This window comes from Streptomyces sp. Y309 (genome assembly GCF_056712025.1).
Genome location: NZ_CM160048.1, coordinates 6072388 through 6096231 on the forward strand (window position 1 = coordinate 6072388; position 23844 = coordinate 6096231).

A 23844-nucleotide genomic window follows, 5' to 3' on the forward strand; every position below is an offset into this window, starting at 1 on the left:
CACCCACCCCAACCCGCCCCCCAGGAGAAACCGTCGTGCCCGAGGGCCACACCATCCACCGTCTCGCGGCCGATCATCGGGAGCGGTTCGAGGGGCGGGAGGTGCGCGCCACCAGCCCGCAGGGCAAGTTCTCCGACGGCGCGGCCCTGGTGACGGGCCGGCCGCTGAGCACGGCGGAAGCCCACGGCAAGCACCTGTTCCTCGGCTTCGCCGAGACCGGCTGGATCCACATCCACCTGGGCCTCTTCGGCAAGGTGGCCTTCGGCGGCACACCCCCGCCCCCACCCACGGACACGGTCCGCCTCCGCCTCGCGAACACCACCGCGTACATGGACCTGCGCGGCCCGACGACCTGCGCCCTGATCACCGACGAGGAGAAGCAGGCGATACACGCCCGCCTGGGCCCGGACCCGCTGCGCCCGCAGGGCGAGGGGAACGACCCGGAGACGGCCTGGCGCCGCGTCTCCCGCAGCCGCACCACCGTCGCGGCCCTGCTCCTGGACCAGAAGGTCGTCGCGGGCGTGGGCAACGTGTACCGCGCGGAGGTCCTGTTCCGGCACGGCATCGACCCGTACACACCAGGCAAGGACCTCACGTACGCCCAATGGACGGCGATCTGGGCCGACCTGGTGTACCTCATGCGCGAGGGCGTCCGGCACAACCGCATCGACACGGTCCGGCCCGAGCACACCCCGGAGGCGATGGGCCGCCCGCCGCGCGTGGACGACCACGGCGGCGAGGTGTACGTGTACCGCAGAGCCCGTCAGGCCTGCCACATCTGTGGCGGCGAGATCCGCACCGCCGATCTCGCCGCCCGCAATCTGTTCTGGTGCCCGGGCTGCCAGCCGGCCGCCCCCCCGGCCGTAACGAGGAAGCACCCCGCAACGGGGAAGCACCCCGCCGGAAGCTGGAACCGGAAGCTAGAAGCCGTGCGGCAGCCAAGGAGCCACCGCCGAGCCGAAGGCAAGCGACGCCTCCGCCACCGCGCCCTCGCGCAACTCCCGCACCCGGCCCGCCCCGGCGAGCTGCGTGAGCGGTACGCCGCCGAGGTAGACGGAGCCCAACTCCCGTACGGAGAGGGCGAGATCGGCCGGGGCGTCGTCGTCCACGCGCTTGCAGGAGGCGTCCTTGGCGTCGCCCGACAGGCGCCAGCGGCCCTGGTTCCAGGGGCAGAAGGCGTCCTCGACGTCCAGGACCAGGTCCACCGGCGCCTGGTACGTACGCGCTTCGAGGGCGGCGCCGACGTCCACCAGACGCACGTGCAGCGAGTCCTTGATCCGCAGGTCGCAGCGGCGCACGTCGGAGACGAGCTGGACCAGCGGGTCGTCGACCGGGCGGCTCAGCGCCAGGACCGTCGACGTCAGGTCGATGCCGAAGAGGAAGCGCCACAGTGCGGCGTACGCGGCCGGGTCCTGGGCCTCCACGTCCTGCACCCGGACCGTGCCCTTGGGGCCCTGGACGTCCCACTCGGGCTTGACCGCGAAGAGGGCGTACCCGACGACGTCGCCGTCGCGCTCCGCGAGCACGCACTGCTGCGGCGACATGCCGTTGCGGTCGCCCGGCGGGTCCAGGGTGATCAGGTTCTCCCAGCCGGGCCGGCGAGCGAGCATGCCGGGGCGTCCCGCCACCCGCTGCGCGTACACCGCCTCGCGGTCGGCCTGGGACTCCGCGGGCGTCGCGTAGCGCAGCCGCACCTCGTCCGCGGCGGCCGGGACGGACAGGTGGACGCGGGTCTTGTCGATCTCGAGGCGGAGCTGGTGCGAGGCGACGCCGTACCCGAACCGGCCGTAGATGCCCGGTTCCGACGCCGTCAGGACGGCCAGCGCCTCGCCGCGCGCCCGCACGTCGTCGAGCTGGTGCCGCATCATCGCCGTGAGCAGGCCGCGCCGCCGGTGCGTGGCGGCGACGCTCACCATGGTCACGCCCGCCGTGTCCACCACGGCGCCGCCCGGCACGGACATGCGGAAGCTGAAGGCGCCCGCCGTGCTCACGCAGGCCTCGCCGTCCCAGAACCCGAACGACCGCTCGTACTCGGTGAGGGCGTTCCACAGCTCGTGCTCCTCGGGCTGCTCGGCGACGCCGCCGAAGGCCCGCTCCAGCGTTCCGTACCAACGGTCCCAGTCGCTCTGGCTCAACTCCCGCAAGTCTGCTGTCATATGCCATGCCTACCAGGGGCTCCACGGGCGCGGCGAACGATTTTCCGCGTACCGGAATGTGCGTGTGGGCGCTGGGCGCGGAGATACGGGTGGGGTGCCCCTGAAGGGGGACAAGAGGTACCTCCCGTGCGAAGCGCCTGGCCCGGTGGATAGGGTCCACGAGCAATGGCGGTACGACGAGAAGGGCGCGAGCGGCGCGAACAGCGTGCGCGACGCGCCGAAGCCGAGACGTTCCCGGCCCGGATGAAGAAGCGGCTGCACCGGGCCCGCATAGGGCTGCGCAAATCCGGTGTCGACTACTTCCGGGGCGACGGCTCCGACTGGGTGGCACTGGCCGCGCTGCTCCTCACCGTCCCCGTCATCACCGCCTGCACGATCATCAACCCCGTGTGGTTCTCCCCGGCGGCGCTCGTCCTGCCGATCGTCGCGGGCGGGCTGTTGTTGCGGCCCTCCAGCCTGCTCGGTCTGTACGCCGCCTCCGCGGCCGCCCTCATCGTGGAGTCCGCCCAGCTCGGCCCGTACACGGAGGGCCCGGCGCGGGTCACCCCCGGCACCGTCCTGACCGTCGCCGCCTGCGGCTTCTTCGGCCTCCTTATCGCCCAGTTCCGCAGCCGGGTCGGCGTGCCCTGGCGCGGGGGCGGGACCATGCTCTTCGACCTGCGCGAGCGCATCCGCGTCCAGAGCAAGCTGCCGAAGCTGCCGCGCGGGTGGCACCGCGAGATGGCGCTCCGGCCGGCCGGCGGGCAGTCCTTCTCCGGCGACTTCGTGGTCGCCGCCCGCACGAACGGCGGGCGCACGCTGGAAGTCGTCCTGACGGACGTCTCGGGCAAGGGCATGGACGCGGGGTCGAGGGCTCTGCTCCTGTCCGGGGCCTTCGGTGGCCTCCTGGGCTCCCTCCCCCCGCACGCCTTCCTGCCCGCCGCCAACGGCTACCTCCTCCGGCAGGACTGGGACGAGGGCTTCGCCACCTCCATCCACCTCGTCCTCGACCTGGAGACCGGCGACTACGAACTCCTCTCCGCAGGACATCTCCCCGCCCTCCAGCTCAGCGCCGGCACCGGCCGCTGGGAGGAGAAGACCGGCGAAGGCCCCCTCCTCGGCGTCTACGACGGCGCCCAGTTCGACCCCGTCAAGGGCTCGTTGCGTCCCGGCGACGTCCTGATGCTCTTCACCGACGGCATCGTCGAGGCCGCCGACCGCGACATCGCGGAAGGCATCGACCGCTTGACCGGCGAGGCCGACCGCTACGTCCCCGGCGGCTTCCACGGCGCCGCGTGGCACCTCATCGAGGCGGTGGCCAGGGACGTGAACGACGACCGGGCTTTGCTGCTGATCTGCCGGGACGCGTGAGCTGGCCGGGGGCCTTGGGCGGTCTTCCCTGCGGGTGGGCCGGGCCGCCGCTGATCGCCGCTTCGCAGCTCGTCCTCAAACGCCGGACGGGCTGAAACTCAGCCGCACCGGCACATTTCAGCCCCTCCGGCGTTTGAGGAGCGGGGGTCCGGGGGTGGAGCCCCCGGTTTCGGGAAGGGGCGGGACTGGGGAGGCCCCCGGCAGGGCCCCCACCAGCCACGACGTCCCCAGGTGGGGGAAACCCCACCCCGGACTGGCCGGGCCGCCTCATGGTCGGGGGCACCCCGCGATCCGTACGTTCGATGCATCGAGCAGGTACGGACGAGGGAAAGGCTGCACGCCATGGGGCTGCGGAAGAAGAAGCAGCGGGCCGAGACCGGAACGCGTCACGGCGACGGCGAGGGCCCGGGCTTCGGCGCCGCGGCGGGCGACTGGGCCGTGGAGCTGCGCGGCGTGCGCCGTCAGTACGGCCGCGGCTCGGGCGCGGTGCACGCGCTGCGGGGCATAGACCTGGCCCTGCCGCGGGGGAGCTACACGGCCGTGATGGGCCCGTCGGGCTCCGGCAAGTCCACGTTCCTGCAGTGCGCGGCGGGCCTGGACCGCCCGACGGACGGCACCGTACGCCTCGGCGGCACGGAGATCACCGGCATGAGCGAGAACAAGCTGACGGCCCTGCGCCGCACCCGCCTCGGCTTCGTCTTCCAGGCGTTCAACCTGCTCCCGTCGCTCACGGTCGAGCAGAACGTGCTGCTCCCGATGCGCCTCGCGGGCCACCGCCCCGACCGCCGCGCGGCCGCCGCGATGCTGGCCCGCGTGGGCCTGGGGGACAAGGGAAAGCGCCGCCCGGGCCAGCTCTCCGGCGGCCAGCAGCAGCGCGTGGCCATCGCCCGCGCCCTGGTGACCTCGCCGGACGTGGTGTTCGCGGACGAGCCGACCGGCGCGCTCGACACCACCACGGCAACCGAGATCCTCGGCCTGCTGCGCTCGGCCGTGGACAGCATGGGGGCCACGGTCGTCATGGTCACCCACGACCCGGCCGCCGCGGCCTGGGCGGACCGCACCCTGTTCCTCGCCGACGGCTCGATCGCCGACCGCCTGGAGCGCGCCCCGGCGGCGCGGATCGCGGAGCGGATGACGGCCCTCACCGCCGCCCCCGCGGCGTATGCGGGGGCGGCGGCATGAGCTTCGTACCCAACGGGCTGGCCCGCGCGGCCGTCCGCTTCAAACCCGCGGGCTTCGTGGGCACGTTCGTGGCGCTCGCGATGGCGGCGCTGATCGTGTCCGCGTGCGGCGTCCTCCTGGAGACGGGTGTGCGCGCCTCCGTGCCGCCGGAGCGGTACGCGGGGGCGCCCGTGGTGGCCGCCGCCGACCAGAAGGCTCACTTCGTCACCGGCGGCGGCGAGGACCGGTCCGACTCGCCCGAGCCCGTGCCGGACCGCGCCCGCCTCGACAACTCGCTGGTGGCGAAGGCGGGTTCGGTGCCCGGCGCGCGTACCGCCGTCGCCGACGTCACCTTCCCCGTCAAGCACGGCGCCACGGCGCTGACCGCGCACAACTGGGGCTCCACCGCCTTCACCGGCGAGAAGCTGTCGGCGGGCCGGGCGCCCGCCGCCGGGGAAGTGGTCCTGTCCGAGGCGGCGAAGGCCCGCGTCGGCGAGCGGGTCACGCTCACCACGGCCGACGGCCCGCGCGAATTCCGGGTGTCCGGACTCACGAAGGGCGCGAAGGGAACAGAGGCAGCGGGAGGCGCGGGAGGCGCGGAGACCGGCCCGACTGCCTGGTTCGCCGACACGGACGCGGTACGTATCTCCGGGCACCCCGACCGCATCGACGCCATCGCCGTCCTGCCCAAGGACGGCGTCACGGACGCGACGCTCAAGTCCCAGGTGGCCAAGGCCCTCGGGGACAAGGCGGAGGTCCACACCGGCGACGGGCGCGGCGGCGTCGAGAACTCCCGCCTTGCGTACGCCAAGGAGATGCTCACCGGCCTCGGCGGCTCCTTCGGCGGCATCGCCGCGATGGTCGCCGTCTTCACGGCCGCCGGCACCGTCGCGCTCTCCGTCGGCCAGCGGGCCCGCGAGTTCGCGCTCCTGCGCGCCATCGGTACGACACCACGTCAGGTCCGCCGTACGATCGCCACGGAGGCGCTCCTCGTCGCGCCGCTCGCGGGCCTGCTCGGCTGTCTGCCCGGAGTCGCCCTGGCGAGCTGGTGGTTCGGGCAGCTCAAGGACAAGGGCGCGATCCCGGAGGCCGTCGACCTCTCCGTCTCGTACATCCCCTTCCTCGCCGCGACGGGCACCGCGCTCGTCACCGCCCTGTTCGCCGGGTACATGTCCGCCCGCCGCCCGTCCCGCATCAAGCCGGGCCAGGCGCTGAGCGAGGCCTCCGTGGAGCGGGCGCAGATCGGCTGGATCCGTACGCCGCTCGGTGTCGCCGCGGTGGTCGGCGGCATCATCTTCGCGCGCTTCGCCGCCACCTCGACCGGCGACGACGCGGCGAACGCGGCGCTCGGCGTCGTCATGCTCTTCATGCTGGCGGTCGCGCTGCTCGGCCCGCTGGTGGCGCGTGGCTGCGCGGCCCTGTTCGGCCTTCCGCTGCGCGGCGCGGGCGCCTCCGCGTCGCTCGCCGCGGCCAACTCCCGCAGCAACTCCCGCCGTATGGCCTCCGCGATCACCCCGATCGTGCTCGCGATGGCGTTCTCCTCGACGCTCGTCTTCATGCACACCAGCGAGGAACGCGTCACCGCGAGCCAGCAGCGGGACGGCATCACGGCCGACCACATCGTCACGGCGGGCGGCGGATTCGGCCCCGAGGCCGTACGCAAGGCGGGGCAGGCCTCCGGCGTCAGCTCCGCCGTGGGCCTGCTGAAGACCTCCGTCCTGATCCCCAAGGGCTCCGGCGGCGACCGCTGGCTGGAGTCGGTGCCCGCGCAGGGCGTGACGGGCACCGCCGCGGACCTGGCCAAGGTGCAGGACCTCAAGCTCAAGTCCGGCGAACTCGCCCTGGGCAAGGGGCAGATCGCGCTGGACGCCATGGTCGCGCAGTCCGCGCACCTGAAGACCGGCGACCGCGTCGAGCTGCGCCTGCCCGACGGCACGAAGGCCCGCCCGAAGGTCACGGCGACGTACGAGCGGGGCCTCGGCCTGTCCCAAGTGACGCTGCCCGCCGCCGACTTGAAGCGGCACGTCACGTCCGCCCTCGACACGGAGATCTGGACGAAGGGCGGCAGCGCCGCCGCGCTGAAGTCCCTGGGCACGGTCAAGGACCGCGACGGCTACACCGCGGCCGCCTCGGTGGACCGCGAGGTCAACGCCTGGGCGAACGGGGTCATGGCGGCCGTACTCGGCGGCTTCGCCGCCGTCGCCGCCGCCAACACGCTGGTGATGACGATCCTGGACCGCCGCCGCGAACTCGGCACGCTGCGTCTGATCGGCTCCACGCGCCGCCAGGTCATGCGGATGGTGCGCTGGGAGGCGCTCCTCGTCACCTGCGCGGGCGTCATCATCGGCACCGGCATCGCCCTCGCCACACTCGTCCCGATGATGAACGGCCTGACCGGCGAGGCTCCCTACATCCCACCCCTGCTGTACGGCACCTTCGCCGGCTCGGCCGTGGCACTCGGCCTGGCAGCCACAGCAATGCCGGCCCGGGCGGCACTAAGGTCGTCGGCATGACGCTGATGACCCTGGCCGAGGTGGAGGCGGTGGCGCGCGCGGCCCACGCCGGGCAGACGGACAAGGCCGGGCGGCCCTACGCCGAGCACCTGGAGGCGGTCGCCGCGGGGCCGCACCGCGGTACGCCCACATGCGGGCTCTGCCCACCGCTCCCTAGCCCGCCGCTCCGCGGCGGATTTCTCCCACCCGCCCGCCCGTTCACCGGAACAAACACGTCCGGGCCGCAGAACACCTCGCGGCCTGCCCAACAGCCTGGGCAGGCCGCACTTCCGGTGCCACGGGGGGGTGTCAGGCGTCGCTGGGGTGGATGGGCGGTTGCCTGGCCCGGTGGGCGGTGCGGCAACGTCTGCGCTAACTGCTGTGGGCAATCGTCCCGCAGGGCGGGACGGGTGGGCACAGCCCAGGTCGACGGTCACCGTCCCGTCAAGCGGTCACCCCGTCTCAGGCCGACGCCCACCGTCCCGTCAGGCGGTCACCCCGCCCCCGGCCGCCGCGCCCGCGCCAAAGCAGCCGCGTCCCGGCGGAACGCCCACTCCATCTTCGGCTCCATCGCGAAGCGGAACGCCCGCTGCACAGGCGGCGTGCACAGCAGCGTCACCACCGCCCCCGCGACCAGCGTCACGACCACCTCACCGGCAGGCTTGTGCAGCCACTCGTACTCCTCGAACCAGCCCCAGAACCGGGACCCCTTGGCGAGGAACCCGTGCAGCAGATACCCGTACAGAGTCCCCGCCCCGAGCACGGTGAACCACATCTTCCGCCGCGGCACCCACGCGAAGAAGCACGCGGTGAGCAGCACCGAGCACCCGAAGAGCGCGAGCGTCATGACCACGCCCACCCACCACGGAACGCCCAGCTCCTGCGCGCTCTCGCGGCGGTAGAACCACACGGACGTCATCCGCGGAGCGGCCCAGTAGGCGAGCACCACCGCGCAGGCGAAGATCGGCAGGGACAGGATCCGCACCTCGCGCCGCCGCACCAGCTGGAAGTGCTCGGGCCTGATGAACAGGCCGAGCACGAAGAACGGCATGAACTGCAGCACGCGCTGGAGGTCGAGGTCGTCGCCGATGTCGGGCGAGATCACCGCGAGCACGGCGACGCACAGGGCCAGCGGCACCGGCCAGCGCACGATCTTCCACAGCGGAGTGGTCAGCCGCCACACGAACAGCGCGATCAGGAACCACGTCAGATACCAGGGGTCGAGCAGGCTGATCGGATGCGTCGGATCGTCGTCGGCCCACCGCTTGAAGAAGGTGTACGCGACCTCGAAGATCACGTACGGCACGGCGACACCGGTCACGAGCCGCTTGAGCCGGTCCGGGCGCATGTCGAAGCTGCGCGAGAAGTAGCCGGAGATCAGGATGAACGCCGGCATGTGGAAGGTGTAGACGGTCATGTACAGCGCTTCGGCGGTGCGGCTGTGATCCGTCAGCGGCTCCCACGCGTGGGCCATCGCGACGAGCACGATCGCCAGGTACTTGGCGTTGTCGAAGAACGCGTCGCGCTGCTTGGCGGGTTTGCCCGCGGCACCGGTGCCGCTCGCGGCGGCGGGTGCGGAATGGTCAGGATGACCGGGATGGCCCGGATGGCCGGGATAGCCGGACTGTGGGGGGTGTGCGGCGTGGCGGCCCGCCGGGCGGGCGGAGGTGGCGGCCGCGGTGGAGTGGGGGACGCGGGGGGCGGGCATTCCGTCGGCCGGTTCCGACACGGAGGGTACGGAGGGCTGTACGGGAGGCAGCGGCGCCCGATGCCGGCCATGCGGTTGAACGGGGTTCGTCACAGGCCCTCCCACCACGAGCTCGGTGAGACGATCCGGGACCGCACTGCGCCTGCGGGGGTCATGGCAGCGTGGAACATCTGAGGCACCCTAGCGTCGCCGTGGTGTTCCCGTAAAACCCTCAACTCATTCGTCCGGTTCATTGCTCCGCGTTCCCGCTGTTTCCCGCGGCGCTCCCCTCCCCGCGCCTTACGGATTTCCGTTATCGCCGCCCGCGGGTACCCCGTGTGACACGACGGATAACTGTCCGGTACGTCATATCTCGTACCGCTTAAATCGCGCATAACGCCCGCAGGCGACTCTGGTGAAATGTCCGGGTTGATCGGACCGTGGTGGGTTATGACGGCCCACTCAATGTGCTCCCGGCAACAATTCGAATTCCTGTGAACGGCTTGTGAGTACGCCGTCGTGTACGGGTGCCGGGGCGGTGTCCGCGCGAGGGCGGTCCGATGGCTGGCCATGGAAACGATCAAGTCGAATTAACCGTCCGACGGAACCGTCGAATTCCCGTACGGGCGCGGGTGGTTGGTGTGCGGCGTATGCCCCGCGGGCCCCGCGCGGCCCCCGGGAGAGGGTGCGCCACTGGTCAACCCTTGGTCATGGCTTGGCCGACGATGTGTCACCGGCCGCATAGCGAGGTCGTGTTGGTGGCACGATGGTTCTGGCGGGGGAGTGCGGGGTCGTACCCCCCGGGCGGGAGAGCGACCGACCTAGGGTGTGATCAGTGTGGCCATTTCGCTGTCAGTGGTGCTGCTGTTGGCGATCGTCCTCGTCATGATGATTCGTCAGGGAAACATCAAGGTATGGCCTGCCATCGTCGCGGCGCTCTTCGGCTTCGTCCTCGCCTCGACGGGAATGGCCGACGACATTCAGGAACTCCTGGACTCCCTCGCGGAGACCATCGGGGACATACAGTTCTGACGACGGGCAGCGGCCGCGGATGGGGGGTCTGCGTCGGATGGCGCTGCGGGACACCGACCCGGCGGAGGCCGGCGGCTATCCGATCGAGGACCGCCTCGGCTCGGGCGGGATGGGCGTCGTCTACCTCGCCCGATCCGCGTCCGGGCGACGTCTCGCCGTCAAGGTCGTGCACGGGCAGTACGCCGACGACCCCGAGTTCCGCATCCGCTTCCGCCGCGAGGTAGCGGCCGCGCGTCAGGTCAGCGGCGCGTTCACCGCCCCGGTCGTGGACGCCGACGCGGACGCCCCGCGCCCCTGGATGGCCACGCTCTACATCCCCGGCGAGAACCTCGGCACCCACGTCCGCCGCACCGGCCCGCTGCCCCTGGACCGCCTCCTGGAGCTCGCCGCCGGCCTCACCGAGGCCCTGCGGGACATCCACCGAGTAGGCGTCGTCCACCGCGACCTCAAACCGGCCAACGTGATGCTGGCCGAAGACGGCCCCCGCGTCATCGACTTCGGCGTCTCCCGCGCGGCCGAGGCCCTTGCCGGCGACCCCCTCACCCAGACCGGCCGCGTCATGGGTACGCCGCCCTATATGTCCCCCGAACAACTCACGTCCCCCCGCGAGGTGGGCCCGGCCTCCGACATCTTCTCCCTCGGCTCGGTCCTCACGTACGCGGCCACAGGCCGGGGGCCCTTCGACAGCGACTCCCCGTACGAGACGGCGACCGGCGTCGTCGAGGACACCCCCGAACTCGACGGCGTCCCCGCCGAGTTGCGCCCCTTTGTCGACCAATGCCTGGCCAAGCACCCGAAGGAACGACCCACGCCGGACGAGCTGTTGGCGTTGCTGCGAGGGGAACCCCTGCCGCCGACACCGCCGCGCGCGGTCGCGGAACCGGCCCCGGCGCGCTCGCGTCCACGCCGCCGCAGACGCGTGATCGCCGTGGCCGCGGCCGGGGCACTGCTCGCGCTCGCGTCGGGGCTCGCGATATGGCGGACGGGGACCGACCCCGAGGCCAGTGACCTGCCCCGGGGGTGGCAGGCCTGGGAATCCAAGGACCTCGACGACATCGGGGACGGGGGCAGCCTGTTCGAGAACTGCGTCGTCGCCGGTGGCGGCCTCGTGTGCGCGGGCGACGACGTGAAGGCGGCAAGGTTCTCGCTGGCCACGGGGGAGTTCGCGTGGAGCTTGCCGGTCGAGAGTTCCCCCGGCCTTTTGGGGAAGGCCGAAGGCCACGTCATAGGCGCCTCCGGCAACCGCGTCTTCGTCTACGACAACGATCAGATCGAGCGTGGCGACACAGGCATCGACAACTACTCCATCCAGGCGCTCGACGCCCGGACGCACCGGGAGCTGTGGAGCACGCCCGCCCAGCGGGGCGAACAAGCCCCGGCCCCGGCCCCGGACGCGGACAGCGGCGGCACGGTGCTGACCGACGCCGGAATCCTCACCGCCCTCGGGGCCAAGGGCGACACATACGCCCTGCTGTCCGTCACCGATGGCGAGGCCGGCTGGCGGCACCCGCTCCCCTCCAGGGACTGCCGGATACGCGCCGCCGACGGGCACGGATACCTGCTCTGTCCCGTCAAGGACGAGCGGGTTCGCGTCACCCGGGTCGACCCGGTCTCGGGGAAGCCGGACTGGGCGGTCACGATCCGCGCCGGGGTGGATCTCCTGGGCCACATGAAGGGGCGTCTCCTGTTCGACGACGACACCCTGGAGGAGCAGTCCCACCACCGGATCGTCGCCCTCGACCTCGCCACTCGCCGTGCGAAGGCCGTCGCCATGGACCACCCGCCCCTCAGCGAGATGGCCGTCACGCTGAGCCGGGGCACCCTCTACTTCACGTACGCCAACGGCAGCATCCGCGCCATCGACGCCGACTCCGGCCGACTCGCCTGGAGCGTCAACTCCACCGTGGAGTCCCCGGGACCGCCGCTCGCCTCCGCGTCCCACGTCTTCGTCGCCTCCCCGAACGGCCGCCTCGCGGCGCTCGACCGCGAGACGGGCGAGGTGGCCTGGACCCACGAGGCGCCCGAGAGCGCGGGCGACGGCCCCTCCGTGGTCTCCGAGACGGGCGCCCCGCCGACCCTCGTCGGCGACGCCCTCTACGTCCCGTACGGAATCCGCTCCGTCTACAGCATCGACGTACGAAACCCCTGACCCGGAGCGGCCCGGGCGCACGAAAAAGCCCCCGGCCCGGCGCACAGAGAAGATCTGCACACCGGGCCGGAGGCCACAGAGCGGGCGACGGGAATCGAACCCGCGTAGCTAGTTTGGAAGACTAGGGCTCTACCATTGAGCTACGCCCGCACAGCTCGCGCAGCACACCCTTCGCAGGTCAGCGTGCGCGGCACGGACAGCATCGTAGCGGGTCGGAGCCGTGCGCCGCACACCCCCTTTCGCGCCCCGATTAACGGGGCGCCGCACCGCGCGCGGGCATGTACCCTACGTGTCGCACCGACGGGGTGTGGCGCAGCTTGGTAGCGCGTCCGCTTTGGGAGCGGAAGGCCGTGGGTTCAAATCCCGCCACCCCGACCAGCACGATTCCCCGCGTCCGTGGCTCGTTCCCCGGCGGGGACCGACGTCTCCACGGCCCCGGCGGTCCGTCTTCCAAGATCGCATTGTGGGTCGGCTCCCGCGTGCCGTTACTATGCAAGCTGCGTGCCCGTGTGTCTCTCAACCGGGCAGAATCCAAGCAGTCAGCCCACAAGGAGACCGAACCGTGAAGAGCGCCGTGGAGACCCTGAACCCGACCCGGGTTCGGCTCACTGTCGAGGTGCCCTTCGAGGAGCTCAAGGACAGCCTCGACGCGGCGTACAAGAAGATCAACCAGCAGGTCACGGTGAAGGGCTTCCGCAAGGGCAAGATCCCGGCCCGCGTCATCGACCAGCGGTTCGGCCGCGGTGCTGTGCTGGAGGAGGCCGTCAACGACGCCCTCCCGAAGTTCTACACCGAGGCGGTCAACGAGGCCGAGCTCAACGTCCTGGGCCAGCCCGACGTGGACATCACCGAGCTGAAGGACAACGAGACCCTCAACTTCACCGCCGAGGTCGACGTCCGCCCGACCATCGAGATCCCGGACTACTCGGGCATCGAGGTCGAGGTCGACGCGGTCGAGATCGCCGACGAGGACATCGACAAGGCCGTCGAGGAGCTGCGCGAGCGCTTCGCCTCCACGTCCCCGGTCGAGCGTGCCGCCGAGGACGGCGACGTCGTGACGATCGACCTGGAGGCCAAGGTCGAGGGCGAGGTCCTGGAGGACGGCGTCGCGTCCGGCGTCTCGTACACCATCGGCTCCGGCGAGCTCCTCGAGGGCATCGACGACGCCGTGAAGGGCCTGGAGGCCGGTGGCGAGGCCACCTTCACCTCCGAGCTCAAGGGCGGCTCGGCGGCCGGCAAGGAGTCCGAGGTCACCGTCAAGGTCACCCAGGTCGCCAAGCGTGAACTGCCGGAGCTGGACGACGACTTCGCGCAGCTCGCGTCGGAGTTCGACACCCTGGACGAGCTGAAGGCCGACAGCCGCAAGCGCCTGGAGACGTCCCGCCAGTTCGACCAGGCCACGCAGGCCCAGGAGCGCGTCCTGGAGAAGCTCCTGGAGCTCGTCGAGGTGCCCGTCCCCGAGAAGCTGCTCGAGGACGAGATCCGCACCCGCAAGCACAACCTGGAGCACCACCAGCTCGGCCAGATGGGCCTCGACCTCGCGAAGTACCTGGAGATCCAGGGCAAGACCGAGGAGGAGTTCGACGCCGAGACCCGCGAGCAGGCGGTCAAGGGCATCAAGACGCAGTTCGTCCTCGACGAGCTCGTCAACAAGGAGAAGCTGAACGTCAACCAGGAGGAGCTCACCGAGCACCTCATGCGTCGCGCGCAGTCCTCCGGCATGAGCCCCGACCAGTTCGCGCAGGCCGTCGTCGAGGGCGGCCAGGTGCCGATGCTCGTCGGCGAGGTCGCCCGCGGCAAGGCCCTCGCGGTCGTCGTCGAGGCCGCCACGGTCAAGGACACCAACGGCGAGGTCGTCGACCTCGACGACGAGGACGACTCCGTCGAGGGTGAGCAGGCGGAGGGTGCCGCCGACGCCGCCGCCGAGGCGGACAAGGCCGACGAGGAGAAGCCGGAGGCCTGACCTCCTCCCCGCCGTATGTGAAGGGCCCCCGGGACGTCTGTCCCGGGGGCCCTTCGCGCCCCACTGGGGCGGCCGGGACTGGGGCGGCCGGGGCAGCGCCCCGTAAGGGGCGCGGGCCTGTATCGACTTGCGGCTCCGCCGCGTGGGCGCGCTCAGCCCCCACGGAGCCGCACCCGGCAAGGATCCCCAGCCGGGCAGACGCGTCTGCCGGGCCCCGCGCCGCCGGCGGCCGCGGGCCGTGGCTGGTTGCTCGCGCAGTTCCCCGCGCCCCTGAAGGGGCGCACAGTCCCCCGGGCCTGACGGGGTGGGCCGCCGCATCCCCGAGTGGGCCCGCGCCCCCCTCGGGGGCGCTACCTGCGCTCACAGCGAACAGTTGGCTCTGCGGGATTCACCGAAGGGACCCGCGCGTTAGGGTCCATGAATACGGGGGCAGTGGAGTCCTTGCCCTCAGAACGAAGATGATGAGACGGCCGGTGCCGTCAGAGACGAGCAGGTGGATACGTGACGAATCTGATGCCTAACGCAGCCGGTGAGCCGTCCATCGGTGGTGGCCTCGGCGACCATGTGTACAACCGGCTGCTCGGCGAGCGCATCGTCTTCCTCGGCCAGCAGGTCGACGACGACATTGCGAACAAGATCACGGCGCAGATGCTCCTCCTCGCGGCCGACCCGACGAAGGACATCTACCTCTACATCAACAGCCCGGGCGGCTCGGTGACCGCCGGCATGGCGATCTACGACACCATGCAGTACATCCCGAACGACGTCGTCACCATCGGCATGGGCATGGCCGCCTCCATGGGCCAGTTCCTGCTGACGGGCGGCACCGCGGGCAAGCGCTTCGCCCTGCCGCACACGGACATCCTGATGCACCAGGGCTCCGCCGGCATCGGCGGCACCGCGTCCGACGTCAAGATCCAGGCCGAGTATCTGCTGCGTACGAAGAAGCGCATGGCCGAGATCACCGCCCACCACTCCGGTCAGACGGTCGAGACGATCATCCGTGACGGTGACCGCGACCGCTGGTTCACCACCGACGAGGCCAAGGAGTACGGCCTCATCGACGAGATCATCAGCGCCGCTTCGGGTGTTCCGGGCGGCGGCGGCACGGGCGCCTGACACAGGCACCCCGCCGGACCAGCCCACGCTCACACCCAGGACGGAACACCTCAGATGAACACCTTCCCCGCCAGCGGCCAGCCCACGGGCCTGCACACCGGCCCTCAGGTGGACAACCGCTATGTGATCCCGCGCTTCGTCGAGCGCACCTCGCAGGGCGTGCGTGAGTACGACCCGTACGCGAAGCTCTTCGAAGAGCGTGTGATCTTCCTCGGTGTCCAGATCGACGACGCCTCCGCCAACGACGTCATGGCGCAGCTCCTGTGCCTGGAGTCGATGGACCCCGACCGGGACATCTCGGTCTACATCAACAGCCCCGGCGGCTCCTTCACGGCGCTCACCGCGATCTACGACACCATGCAGTTCGTGAAGCCCGACATCCAGACGGTCTGCATGGGCCAGGCGTCCTCCGCGGCCGCCGTGCTCCTCGCCGCCGGCACCCCGGGCAAGCGCATGGCCCTGCCGAACGCCCGCGTGCTGATCCACCAGCCGTCCGGCGGAACGGGCCGCGAGCAGCTCTCCGACCTGGAGATCGCGGCCAACGAGATCCTCCGCATGCGTACGCAGCTCGAGGAGATGCTGGCCAAGCACTCCACGACGCCGATCGAGAAGATCCGCGACGACATCGAGCGCGACAAGATCCTCACCGCCGAGGACGCGCTGGCGTACGGCCTGATCGACCAGATCATCTCCACCCGGAAGATGAACAACGCCTCGGTCCTCTGAGTACCGCAGGGGCCCCGGACGAGACCACCTGCCGGCCTTCGTCCGGGGCGCCGCGGCACCATCCGCCCGTCCCGGGGTACGGTCCAGGTCGAAGCGAACCGCGCCAAGGGGGGCCCGAACGGGGGGCCAGGCAAGGTACCGTCGGATACAAGGCACCAGGAGCCGCTGGACCAACGGCGTCTCCCAGGCGAAGGGGAAGCACACCGTGGCACGCATCGGTGACGGCGGCGATCTGCTCAAGTGCTCGTTCTGTGGCAAGAGCCAGAAGCAGGTCAAGAAGCTCATCGCAGGCCCCGGCGTGTACATCTGCGATGAGTGCATCGATCTCTGTAACGAGATCATCGAGGAAGAGCTCGCCGAGACGAGCGAGGTCCGCTGGGAGGAACTGCCCAAGCCCCGCGAGATCTACGAGTTCCTCGAGGGGTACGTAGTCGGTCAGGAGCCCGCCAAGAAGGCCCTCTCCGTCGCCGTCTACAACCACTACAAGCGCGTCCAGGCCGGGGAGAACGGCGGCGCGCAGGGCCGCGAGGACGCCATCGAGCTGGCGAAGTCCAACATCCTGCTGCTCGGCCCCACCGGCTCCGGCAAGACGCTGCTCGCCCAGACGCTCGCCCGCATGCTGAACGTCCCCTTCGCCATCGCGGACGCGACGGCGCTCACGGAGGCGGGCTATGTCGGCGAGGACGTGGAGAACATCCTCCTCAAGCTCATCCAGGCCGCCGACTACGACGTCAAGAAGGCCGAGACGGGCATCATCTACATCGACGAGATCGACAAGGTAGCCCGCAAGAGCGAAAATCCGTCGATCACGCGTGACGTTTCGGGTGAAGGCGTCCAGCAGGCCCTCCTCAAGATCCTTGAGGGCACGACGGCCTCCGTCCCGCCGCAGGGCGGCCGCAAGCACCCGCACCAGGAATTCATCCAGATCGACACGACGAACGTGCTCTTCATCGTGGGCGGCGCCTTCGCCGGCCTGGAGAAGATCATCGAGTCGCGGGCCGGAGCGAAGGGCATCGGCTTCGGCGCCACGATCCGCTCCAAGCGGGAGCTGGAGGAGAAGGACCAGTTCGAGGACATCATGCCGGAGGACCTGGTGAAGTTCGGGATGATCCCCGAGTTCATCGGCCGCCTGCCCGTCATCACCTCGGTCCACAACCTCGACCGCGAAGCGCTCCTCCAGATCCTGGTCGAGCCGCGCAACGCCCTCGTCAAGCAGTACCAGCGCCTCTTCGAACTCGACGGCGTGGAGCTGGACTTCGAGCGCGAGGCCCTCGAAGCCATCGCGGACCAGGCCATCCTCCGCCAGACCGGCGCGCGCGGCCTGCGCGCCATCATGGAGGAAGTCCTCCAGTCGGTGATGTACGAGGTTCCGTCCCGCAAGGACGTGGCCCGCGTCGTCATCACGGCGGACGTCGTCCACTCGAACGTGAACCCCACACTGGTGCCGCGCGAGGTGCGGGGCCCCGGGGCCGGGGAGCAGAAGTCCGCGTAAGCCGCGCGACGGCCCGCACATGAACAGCCAAGGGCGCCCGACGAGTTGACCTCGCCGGGCGCCCTTGCTTGTGTCCTGCTTGTCCGAACGGACGGTTGCTGGTGTCCGGATGGACGGACGGATCAGATCAGATCTTGACGCGCGAGTCCTTGCGGAGCTTGGCGGTCTTCTCCGCGGCGTCCGCGAGGTCGGCGCTCTTGCCCGCCATCGCGCCGGCCACGTCGAGGTTCACGGTGAAGCCGATCGTGCTCTTGTCGCCCCAGATGCAGACAGCCGCGGACATCTCCTTGGGCGCCGAGGCTTCGGTCGACCCGCTCGAGTCGATCTTCATCTCCTGGCACTTCATGATCGCGCCGTCGAGCTCGGAGGGGTTGTACGACTTCGGGCTGCCGACCACCTTCATCTTGGTGCCGCTGCCGGCCTTGTCCTGCTCCTTCTCGGCGTTGGCGAACAACTTGTCCACGACGCTCTCGGGGTCGTCGATCTCGCCGTACACGCCACCGAAGTTCAGGGCCTTCACCGACAGCGGGTTTTCCTTGTTGCCGGCCTGGTAGTCCGCGCCGACGTCCTTGGCGTTCTTGACCCCGGCCTTCTCGGCCTTCTCCGTGTTGATGCCGTTGCCGAACCCGCCGGAGGAGCCGCTGTCCTTCTTGAACTCGCCGTCGATGACGGTCGCGGGCGTCGTGAGCTTGTGGGGGCCGTCGTCCTTGACCGAGCCGGAGCCGCCGCTGTCGCTGCCGCCGATGACGAAGTACGCGCCGACGCCGATCGCGGCGACGACGGCGACCGCGCCGATGATGAGGCCGGTCTTCTTGCCGCCGCCTCCGCCCGGCGGGGGCGGCGGGACCTGGCCGTAGGGGGCCTGGGGCTGCTGCCCGTAGGGGCCGGGCTGCTGGGGCTGGCCGTAGGCGGGCTGGCCGCCGTACGGCTGCTGCGGCGGGACGCCCTGCGGCGCCTGCTGGGGGTAGCCGTAGCCCGGCTGCTCGGGCTGCTGCTGCGGGTAGCCGTAGCCGGGCTGCTGCGGGGCCTGCGGCGGCTGGCCGTAGGGGCCGGGCTGTTGGGGCTGGCCGCCGCCGTAGGGATCGGGCTGCTGGCCGCCGTACGGGCCCGGCTGGTTGTGGCTCATTCGTGGGTTCCCCCTTCGTGATGCGGTTCTGCGTCGCTCATCGTGACGCAGGTGGGCCCCGGCCTCGGCAGCCGGGGCCCGTGCGTGCGCGCGACCCGTGTCTCGGCGTCAGAGCTTGACGCGGACTTCCTTGCGGAACTTGGCCGACTTCTCGGCGGCTTCCTCCAGGTCGGCGGTCTTGCCGGCCAGGGCATCGGCCACGTTCGCGGTGACGACGACGCCGATCGTGCTCTTGTCACCCCAGATGCAGGTGGCCATCGACATTTCCTTCGGGCCCTGGCTGCTGCCGGTCGACGAGCCGGAGCCCATCGCGTACTTCATCTCCTGGCACTTCATGACCGCGCCGTCGAGCCCGGAGGGGTTGTACGACTTCGGGCTGCCGATGACGGTGACCTTCTGGCCGCCGGGGTTGTTCTCCTTGGACTTCTCCTCCGCGCCGGCGAACATCTTGTCGATGACCGACGAGGGGTCCTCGATCTCGCCGTAGACGCCGTTGAGCTGCAGGATCTTCTGCCCGAGCGGGTTCTCCTGGGTGCCCGCCATGTACTGGGCCTTGACCTCCGTGGGGTTCTTCACCCCGTACTTCGCGGCGTTCTTGGTCTGCTCGGAGGACATGCCGCCGCCGTCGGCGCTGCCCGGCTTCTGCTTGTACTCGCTGAGGACGGTCGCGGGCGTCGTGAGTTTGTGGGGGCCGTCGTCCTTGACCGAGCCGGAGCCGCTGTCGCTGTCGCTGCCGCCGACGACGAAGTACGCGCCGACGCCGATCGCGGCGACCACCGCGACCGCGCCGATGATGAGGCCCGTCTTCTTGCCGCCGCCTCCGCCTGGCGGGGGCGGCGGGACCTGGCCGTAGGGGGCCTGGGGCTGCTGCCCGTAAGGGCCCGGCTGCTGGGGCTGGCCGTACGGGGCCCCCGGCTGCTGCGGGTAGCCGTAACCGGGCGGCTGCTGCGGCGGCACGCCCTGCGGCGCCTGCTGGGGGTAGCCGTAGCCGGGCTGCTGCGGGGCCTGCGGCGGCTGCCCGTACGGGCCGGGCTGCTGCGGCTGGCCACCGCCGTACGGTCCGGGCTGCTGCGGCTGCTGCCCGCCGTACGGGCCCGGCTGGTTGTAGCTCATTACTGGGGTTCCCCTCGAACGCCTGAGCGCGCCCACATTCTCCCGCGCGCTTATGTGTTCCAGACATCCTGACCGACGCGAGGATCCCCGTGGGCCCCGGGGCTCCAACCGTTACTGAAGATTCCGGTTTCGGGACCACTCTGTGACACCCCTAAACTGGGCCCGTGACCGAGAACGCTCAGCAGCAGCCGCCAGCGACCACCCCCGAACTCCCGACGCAGTACGCGCCGTCCGAGGTAGAAGGGGCGCTGTACGAGCGCTGGGTGGAGCGGGGTTACTTCGACGCCGACGCGAGCAGCGACAAGCCCCCGTACACCGTCGTCATCCCCCCGCCGAACGTCACCGGCAGCCTGCACCTGGGCCACGCCTTCGAGCACACCCTCATCGACGCCCTGACCCGCCGCAAGCGCATGCAGGGGTACGAGGTGCTCTGGCAGCCGGGGATGGACCACGCCGGCATCGCCACGCAGAACGTCGTCGAGCGCGAGCTCGGCAAGGAGGGCAAGTCCCGGCACGACCTGGGCCGCGAGGCCTTCGTCGAGCGCGTGTGGCAGTGGAAGGGCGAGTCCGGCGGGCAGATCTCCGGCCAGATGCGCCGCCTGGGAGACGGCGTCGCGTGGTCGCGTGAGCGCTTCACCATGGACGAGGGCCTGTCCAAGGCCGTCCAGACGATCTTCAAGCGGCTCTACGACGACGAGCTGATCTACCGCGCCGAGCGCATCATCAACTGGTGCCCCCGGTGCCTCACCGCCATCTCGGACATCGAGGTGGAGTACCAGGACGACGACGGCGAGCTGGTCTCCATGAAGTACGGGGACGGGGACGAGACCATCGTCGTCGCCACCACCCGTGCCGAGACGATGCTCGGCGACACGGCCGTCGCCGTGCACCCCGAGGACGAGCGGTACAAGCACCTCGTCGGGAAGCTCATCAAGCTGCCGCTCACCGACCGGTCCATCCCGGTCGTCGCGGACGAGCACGTCGACCCCGAGTTCGGCACCGGCGCCGTCAAGGTGACGCCCGCCCACGACCCGAACGACTTCGAGATCGGCCGGCGCCACGACCTGCCGAACATCGCGGTCATGGACGAGCACGCCGTCATCACGGCCCACGGCCCGTTCCAGGGTCTGGACCGTCTGGAGGCCCGCTCGGCCATCGTCGGCGCGCTGCGCGCCGAGGGCCGCATCGTCGCCGAGAAGCGCCCGTACACGCACTCCGTCGGGCACTGCTCGCGCTGCAAGACCACCATCGAGCCGCGTCTTTCCATGCAGTGGTGGGTCAAGGTCGGCCCGCTCGCCAAGGCCGCCGGTGACGCGGTCCGCGACGGCCAGGTCAAGATCCACCCGCAGGAGATGGAGAAGCGCTACTTCGACTGGGTCGACAACCTCCACGACTGGTGCATCTCGCGGCAGTTGTGGTGGGGGCACCGGATCCCCGTCTGGTACGGCCCGAACGGCGAGGTCGTCTGCGTCGGCCCCGACGAGCAGCCGCCCACCGGCGAGGGCTGGACGCAGGACTCCGACGTCCTCGACACCTGGTTCTCCTCCGGACTGTGGCCCTTCTCCACCCTCGGCTGGCCCGAGAAGACCGACAGCCTCGCGAAGTTCTACCCGAACTCCGTCCTGGTCACCGGCTACGACATCCTCTTCTTCTGGGTCGCCCGGATGATGATGTTCGGCCTGTACGCGATGGACGGCACCCCGCCGTTCCACACCATCGCCCTGCACGGCATGGTCCGCGACCAGTTCGGCAAGAAGATGTCGAAGTCCTTCGGGAATGCCGTCAATCCCCTTGACTGGATGGACAAGTACGGCAGCGACGCCCTCCGCTTCACGCTCGCCCGCGGCGCCAACCCGGGTACGGACGTCCCGATCGGCGAGGACTGGGTGCAGGGCTCCCGGAACTTCGCCAACAAGATCTGGAACGCCACCCGCTTCGCGCTGATGAACGGCGCCACGGTCGAGGGCCCGCTCCCGGACGCCGCCGAGATGTCGGCTACGGACCGCTGGATCCTCTCCCGCCTGAACACGGTGGTCGCCGAGGTCGACGGCCTCTACGAGGACTATCAGTTCGCGAAGCTCTCCGACGCCCTCTTCCACTTCGCCTGGGACGAGGTCTTCGACTGGTACGTCGAGCTGTCCAAGACGACGTTCATGGCGGGCGGCCCCGCGGCCGAGGTCAGCAAGCGCGTCCTCGGCGAGGTCCTGGACGTCACGCTGCGCCTCCTGCACCCGGTGGTGCCGTTCGTGACGGAGACGCTGTGGACCACGCTCACGGGCGGCGAGTCGGTGGTCATCGCCGCCTGGCCCAAGGACAGTAGCTTCCGAGACGCGGCCGCCGAGAAGGAGATCCTCTCCCTCCAGGACCTCGTCACCGAGGTCCGCCGGTTCCGCGCCGACCAGGGCCTCCAGCCCGGCCAGAAGGTCCCGGCCCGGCTGACCCTGGACGGGACGCCGTTCGCCCCGCACGAGGCCGCCGTCCGCCAGCTCCTGCGCCTCCAGCCGGAGGGCGAGGGCTTCACGGCGACGGCGACGCTGCCGGTGTCGGGCGCGACGGTCGCCCTCGACCTGTCCGGCACGATCGACGTGGCGGCGGAACGCAAGCGGCTCGCCAAGGATCTGGCGGCCGCGCAGAAGGAACGTCAGCAGGCCGAGGCCAAGCTCGGCAACGAGGCGTTCCTGGCGAAGGCTCCCGACCAGGTGGTGGACAAGATCCGCGGCCGGCTCGCCAAGGCCGACGAGGACATCGAGCGCCTCCAGGCCCAGCTCGCCAACCTCCCGGCGGCGTAAGGGAGTTCGGTAGCGTCCTGAGGGACTCCAGCAGCGTACGAAGACGAAGGCGCCCGGAACTCATCGAGTCCCGGGCGCCTTTCGCGCACCCCCATGTGCCGGTCAGGCCTCCGTCGCCACCGGCCCCGTCCCCACGGCCTCCGCGTTGCGCCGCGTCTTCGCCCAGCCGTTGCGGCCCCGGAGCAGGCGCAGGAACCCGCGCGCCGACACGACGAACACGTGGTACGCGTACAGCCACAGCGCGAGCCCCCACAACAGGCCGGTCAGACGGGAGCGGTCAGGGGCGAAGTCCCGGCGGTAGAGCGGGCCCCAGGCCACGAACGGCAGCACCGACAAGGCGCACAGGACCAGGATCAGCGGCCAGTTGCCGAGGAACGCGTCCCGCATCGAACCGCCCGCGACGACGGCGCCGAGCAGCAGCACGCTGAGGACGAGCGTCGCGACGTGCGCGAGGGGCTGCATGAAGGTGTACAGGGTTTCCAGGACGCCACGGCCCGAGTAGTGCCGGGAGCCCACGATGCGCGGCGCGTACCGCACGCACTGCAGATTGCCCTGGGCCCAGCGGGTGCGCTGGGTGAGGAAGCGGCGGGTACGCGGCAGCCCTTCCTGCGAGACATAGGTGTCCGCGATGTGGGCGACTCGATAACCCCCGAGGATCATGTGCAGGCCGAGTTCGTAGTCCTCCAGGAGCGCGTCGCGCTGCCAGGGGCGGCGCTCGGCGGCCGCGATCCGGTCGAGGGCGGTCAGCCGCGTGAACTGCCCGTTGCCGCCGAGACCGACCGAACCCGTACGCGCCCGCAGCAGCTGCATGCCCGCGTTGGACACCGTGAACTCCATGTCCTGCATGCGCACGAGCAGCCGCGCGAAGGCGTTGGCGGCCCGCCCGCGCTCCGGCAGCGGGCGCGCCTCGACGACGTTCCGCATCCGTACGCTGACCTGCACTCCGCCGGTCTCCGGGTCACCGAAACCGGCGTCGCCGCTGACCCGCGCGAGCGCGTCCGGGGCGAGCCGGCCGTCGGCGTCGACGACACACACGACGACGCGGGAGCGGTCGGCGGCCGCGGGCAGGAAGTCGTTCAGGGCGGCGTACGCCGAGTTGAGGGCCGCACCCTTGCCGACGCGGGCGTCCGGGCGGCGCCGCGAGACCAGGTGCACATTGCTGTCACCGTCGGCCAGCGCGGTGACGACGGCCGCGGTGCCGTCGTCACTGTCGTCGTCGACCACCCACACGTGGGCGTCCGGGAAGTCCGTACGCAACTGGGTGACGGTCGCGCCGATGACGGTCTCCTCGTCACGACACGGCACGAAGAAGTGCCAGTCGAAGGCGGCTGGGTCCCCGTCCGGGGTGGGCTCGCGGCGCGTGTACGCGTGCCGGGCGCCGGCCCAGTAGAGCAGGAAGCAGGCGAGGAGGAAGAAGGGCAGGGCGTAGAGGAGGTGGTGGGGGGTGAGCACGGGGTCCTCGGGGGTGTGGTGGTGGAGGGGTTGCGCG

15 protein-coding genes, 2 tRNA genes and 2 pseudogenes are annotated in these 23844 nt (G+C 70.8%); 13 read left to right on the plus strand and 6 right to left on the minus strand.

Annotated elements, in window-relative coordinates; all coding sequences use genetic code 11:
- Positions 1 to 35: 35 nt before the first annotated feature.
- Positions 36 to 848, plus strand: a pseudogene (locus AC0KTA_RS24905) (Fpg/Nei family DNA glycosylase); the annotation flags it as partial.
- A 72-nt stretch (positions 849 to 920) separates the two neighbouring features.
- Here AC0KTA_RS24905 and AC0KTA_RS24910 read toward each other — a convergent pair.
- Positions 921 to 2156, minus strand: coding sequence for a GNAT family N-acetyltransferase (locus AC0KTA_RS24910; RefSeq protein ID WP_481050448.1), 1236 nt, complete (start codon positions 2154 to 2156; stop codon positions 921 to 923).
- Between the two features lie 165 nt (positions 2157 to 2321).
- On the opposite strand from AC0KTA_RS24910, the gene AC0KTA_RS24915 reads away from it, so the two are divergent.
- The 4 genes and pseudogenes from AC0KTA_RS24915 to AC0KTA_RS24930 all read left to right on the plus strand — a co-directional run.
- A complete protein-coding gene (locus AC0KTA_RS24915; protein ID WP_481050449.1) occupies positions 2322 to 3506 on the plus strand; it encodes a PP2C family protein-serine/threonine phosphatase in 1185 nt (394 codons plus the stop codon).
- 342 nt (positions 3507 to 3848) lie between these two features.
- Positions 3849 to 4688, plus strand: a complete 840-nt coding sequence (locus AC0KTA_RS24920; RefSeq protein WP_481050450.1) for an ABC transporter ATP-binding protein — start codon at positions 3849 to 3851, stop codon at positions 4686 to 4688.
- Positions 4685 to 7180 (plus strand): ABC transporter permease, encoded by a 2496-nt coding sequence (locus AC0KTA_RS24925; RefSeq protein ID WP_481050451.1) that lies wholly within the window; start codon positions 4685 to 4687, stop codon positions 7178 to 7180. The genes AC0KTA_RS24920 and AC0KTA_RS24925 overlap by 4 nt, the downstream gene beginning before the upstream one ends.
- Positions 7177 to 7299: pseudogene (locus AC0KTA_RS24930) on the plus strand (HD domain-containing protein); the annotation flags it as partial. The gene AC0KTA_RS24925 and the pseudogene AC0KTA_RS24930, both read left to right, overlap by 4 nt.
- A gap of 353 nt (positions 7300 to 7652) precedes the next feature.
- Here AC0KTA_RS24930 and AC0KTA_RS24935 read toward each other — a convergent pair.
- On the minus strand, positions 7653 to 8960 hold the full coding sequence (locus AC0KTA_RS24935) for an acyltransferase family protein (protein ID WP_481050452.1): 1308 nt from the start codon (positions 8958 to 8960) through the stop codon (positions 7653 to 7655).
- Positions 8961 to 9683: 723 nt separating this feature from the next.
- Here AC0KTA_RS24935 and AC0KTA_RS24940 point away from each other — a divergent pair.
- Both AC0KTA_RS24940 and AC0KTA_RS24945 read left to right on the plus strand, forming a co-directional pair.
- Positions 9684 to 9878: a hypothetical protein gene (locus AC0KTA_RS24940; protein WP_037661913.1), complete on the plus strand. Its 195-nt coding sequence runs from the start codon at positions 9684 to 9686 to the stop codon at positions 9876 to 9878.
- Positions 9879 to 9915: 37 nt separating this feature from the next.
- Positions 9916 to 12027, plus strand: a complete 2112-nt coding sequence (locus AC0KTA_RS24945; protein WP_481056551.1) for a protein kinase domain-containing protein — start codon at positions 9916 to 9918, stop codon at positions 12025 to 12027.
- Between the two features lie 79 nt (positions 12028 to 12106).
- Here the strand turns inward: AC0KTA_RS24945 and AC0KTA_RS24950 are convergent.
- Positions 12107 to 12177: transfer RNA gene (locus tag AC0KTA_RS24950), tRNA-Gly, on the minus strand.
- Positions 12178 to 12328: 151 nt separating this feature from the next.
- On the opposite strand from AC0KTA_RS24950, the gene AC0KTA_RS24955 reads away from it, so the two are divergent.
- The 5 genes from AC0KTA_RS24955 to clpX all read left to right on the plus strand — a co-directional run bounded on the left by AC0KTA_RS24955 (position 12329) and on the right by clpX (position 17327).
- Positions 12329 to 12405 (plus strand) — tRNA-Pro (locus AC0KTA_RS24955).
- Positions 12406 to 12589: 184 nt separating this feature from the next.
- Positions 12590 to 13990, plus strand: coding sequence for a trigger factor (gene tig, locus AC0KTA_RS24960; protein ID WP_481050453.1), 1401 nt, complete (start codon positions 12590 to 12592; stop codon positions 13988 to 13990).
- A gap of 513 nt (positions 13991 to 14503) precedes the next feature.
- Positions 14504 to 15109, plus strand: a complete 606-nt coding sequence (locus tag AC0KTA_RS24965; RefSeq protein WP_481050454.1) for an ATP-dependent Clp protease proteolytic subunit — start codon at positions 14504 to 14506, stop codon at positions 15107 to 15109.
- A 54-nt stretch (positions 15110 to 15163) separates the two neighbouring features.
- Positions 15164 to 15835 (plus strand): ATP-dependent Clp protease proteolytic subunit, encoded by a 672-nt coding sequence (locus AC0KTA_RS24970; protein ID WP_481050455.1) that lies wholly within the window; start codon positions 15164 to 15166, stop codon positions 15833 to 15835.
- A 205-nt stretch (positions 15836 to 16040) separates the two neighbouring features.
- A complete protein-coding gene (gene clpX / locus AC0KTA_RS24975) occupies positions 16041 to 17327 on the plus strand; it encodes an ATP-dependent Clp protease ATP-binding subunit ClpX (protein ID WP_164325049.1) in 1287 nt (428 codons plus the stop codon).
- A 127-nt stretch (positions 17328 to 17454) separates the two neighbouring features.
- Here the strand turns inward: clpX and AC0KTA_RS24980 are convergent, their stop codons facing one another.
- Together AC0KTA_RS24980 and AC0KTA_RS24985 are read right to left on the minus strand one after the other, a co-directional pair.
- Positions 17455 to 18453 (minus strand): hypothetical protein, encoded by a 999-nt coding sequence (locus tag AC0KTA_RS24980; RefSeq protein WP_481050456.1) that lies wholly within the window; start codon positions 18451 to 18453, stop codon positions 17455 to 17457.
- A gap of 108 nt (positions 18454 to 18561) precedes the next feature.
- Positions 18562 to 19566, minus strand: a complete 1005-nt coding sequence (locus AC0KTA_RS24985; protein WP_481050457.1) for a hypothetical protein — start codon at positions 19564 to 19566, stop codon at positions 18562 to 18564.
- A gap of 164 nt (positions 19567 to 19730) precedes the next feature.
- Between AC0KTA_RS24985 and AC0KTA_RS24990 the strand changes: the two genes are divergently transcribed.
- Complete coding sequence (locus tag AC0KTA_RS24990; RefSeq protein WP_481050458.1) at positions 19731 to 22355, plus strand: valine--tRNA ligase; 2625 nt, start codon at positions 19731 to 19733, stop codon at positions 22353 to 22355.
- A gap of 102 nt (positions 22356 to 22457) precedes the next feature.
- On the opposite strand, the gene AC0KTA_RS24995 is transcribed toward AC0KTA_RS24990, so the two are convergent.
- The gene (locus AC0KTA_RS24995; RefSeq protein WP_481050459.1) at positions 22458 to 23807 is read right to left on the minus strand and encodes a glycosyltransferase family 2 protein; all 1350 of its coding nucleotides are present in this window, start codon (positions 23805 to 23807) and stop codon (positions 22458 to 22460) included.
- Positions 23808 to 23844 lie beyond the last annotated feature (37 nt).

What these genes read in the sequence shown, in the direction of transcription:
- AC0KTA_RS24915 (WP_481050449.1), top strand. Translation starts at nt 2,322, where the DNA reads ATGGCGGTACGACGAGAAGGGCGCGAGCGGCGCGAACAGCGTGCGCGA.
- AC0KTA_RS24980 (WP_481050456.1), bottom strand. Translation starts at nt 18,453, where the DNA reads ATGAGCCACAACCAGCCGGGCCCGTACGGCGGCCAGCAGCCCGATCCC.
- AC0KTA_RS24920 (WP_481050450.1), top strand. Translation starts at nt 3,849, where the DNA reads ATGGGGCTGCGGAAGAAGAAGCAGCGGGCCGAGACCGGAACGCGTCAC.
- AC0KTA_RS24970 (WP_481050455.1), top strand. Translation starts at nt 15,164, where the DNA reads ATGAACACCTTCCCCGCCAGCGGCCAGCCCACGGGCCTGCACACCGGC.
- AC0KTA_RS24985 (WP_481050457.1), bottom strand. Translation starts at nt 19,566, where the DNA reads ATGAGCTACAACCAGCCGGGCCCGTACGGCGGGCAGCAGCCGCAGCAG.
- AC0KTA_RS24925 (WP_481050451.1), top strand. Translation starts at nt 4,685, where the DNA reads ATGAGCTTCGTACCCAACGGGCTGGCCCGCGCGGCCGTCCGCTTCAAA.
- AC0KTA_RS24910 (WP_481050448.1), bottom strand. Translation starts at nt 2,156, where the DNA reads ATGACAGCAGACTTGCGGGAGTTGAGCCAGAGCGACTGGGACCGTTGG.
- AC0KTA_RS24945 (WP_481056551.1), top strand. Translation starts at nt 9,916, where the DNA reads ATGGCGCTGCGGGACACCGACCCGGCGGAGGCCGGCGGCTATCCGATC.
- AC0KTA_RS24965 (WP_481050454.1), top strand. Translation starts at nt 14,504, where the DNA reads ATGCCTAACGCAGCCGGTGAGCCGTCCATCGGTGGTGGCCTCGGCGAC.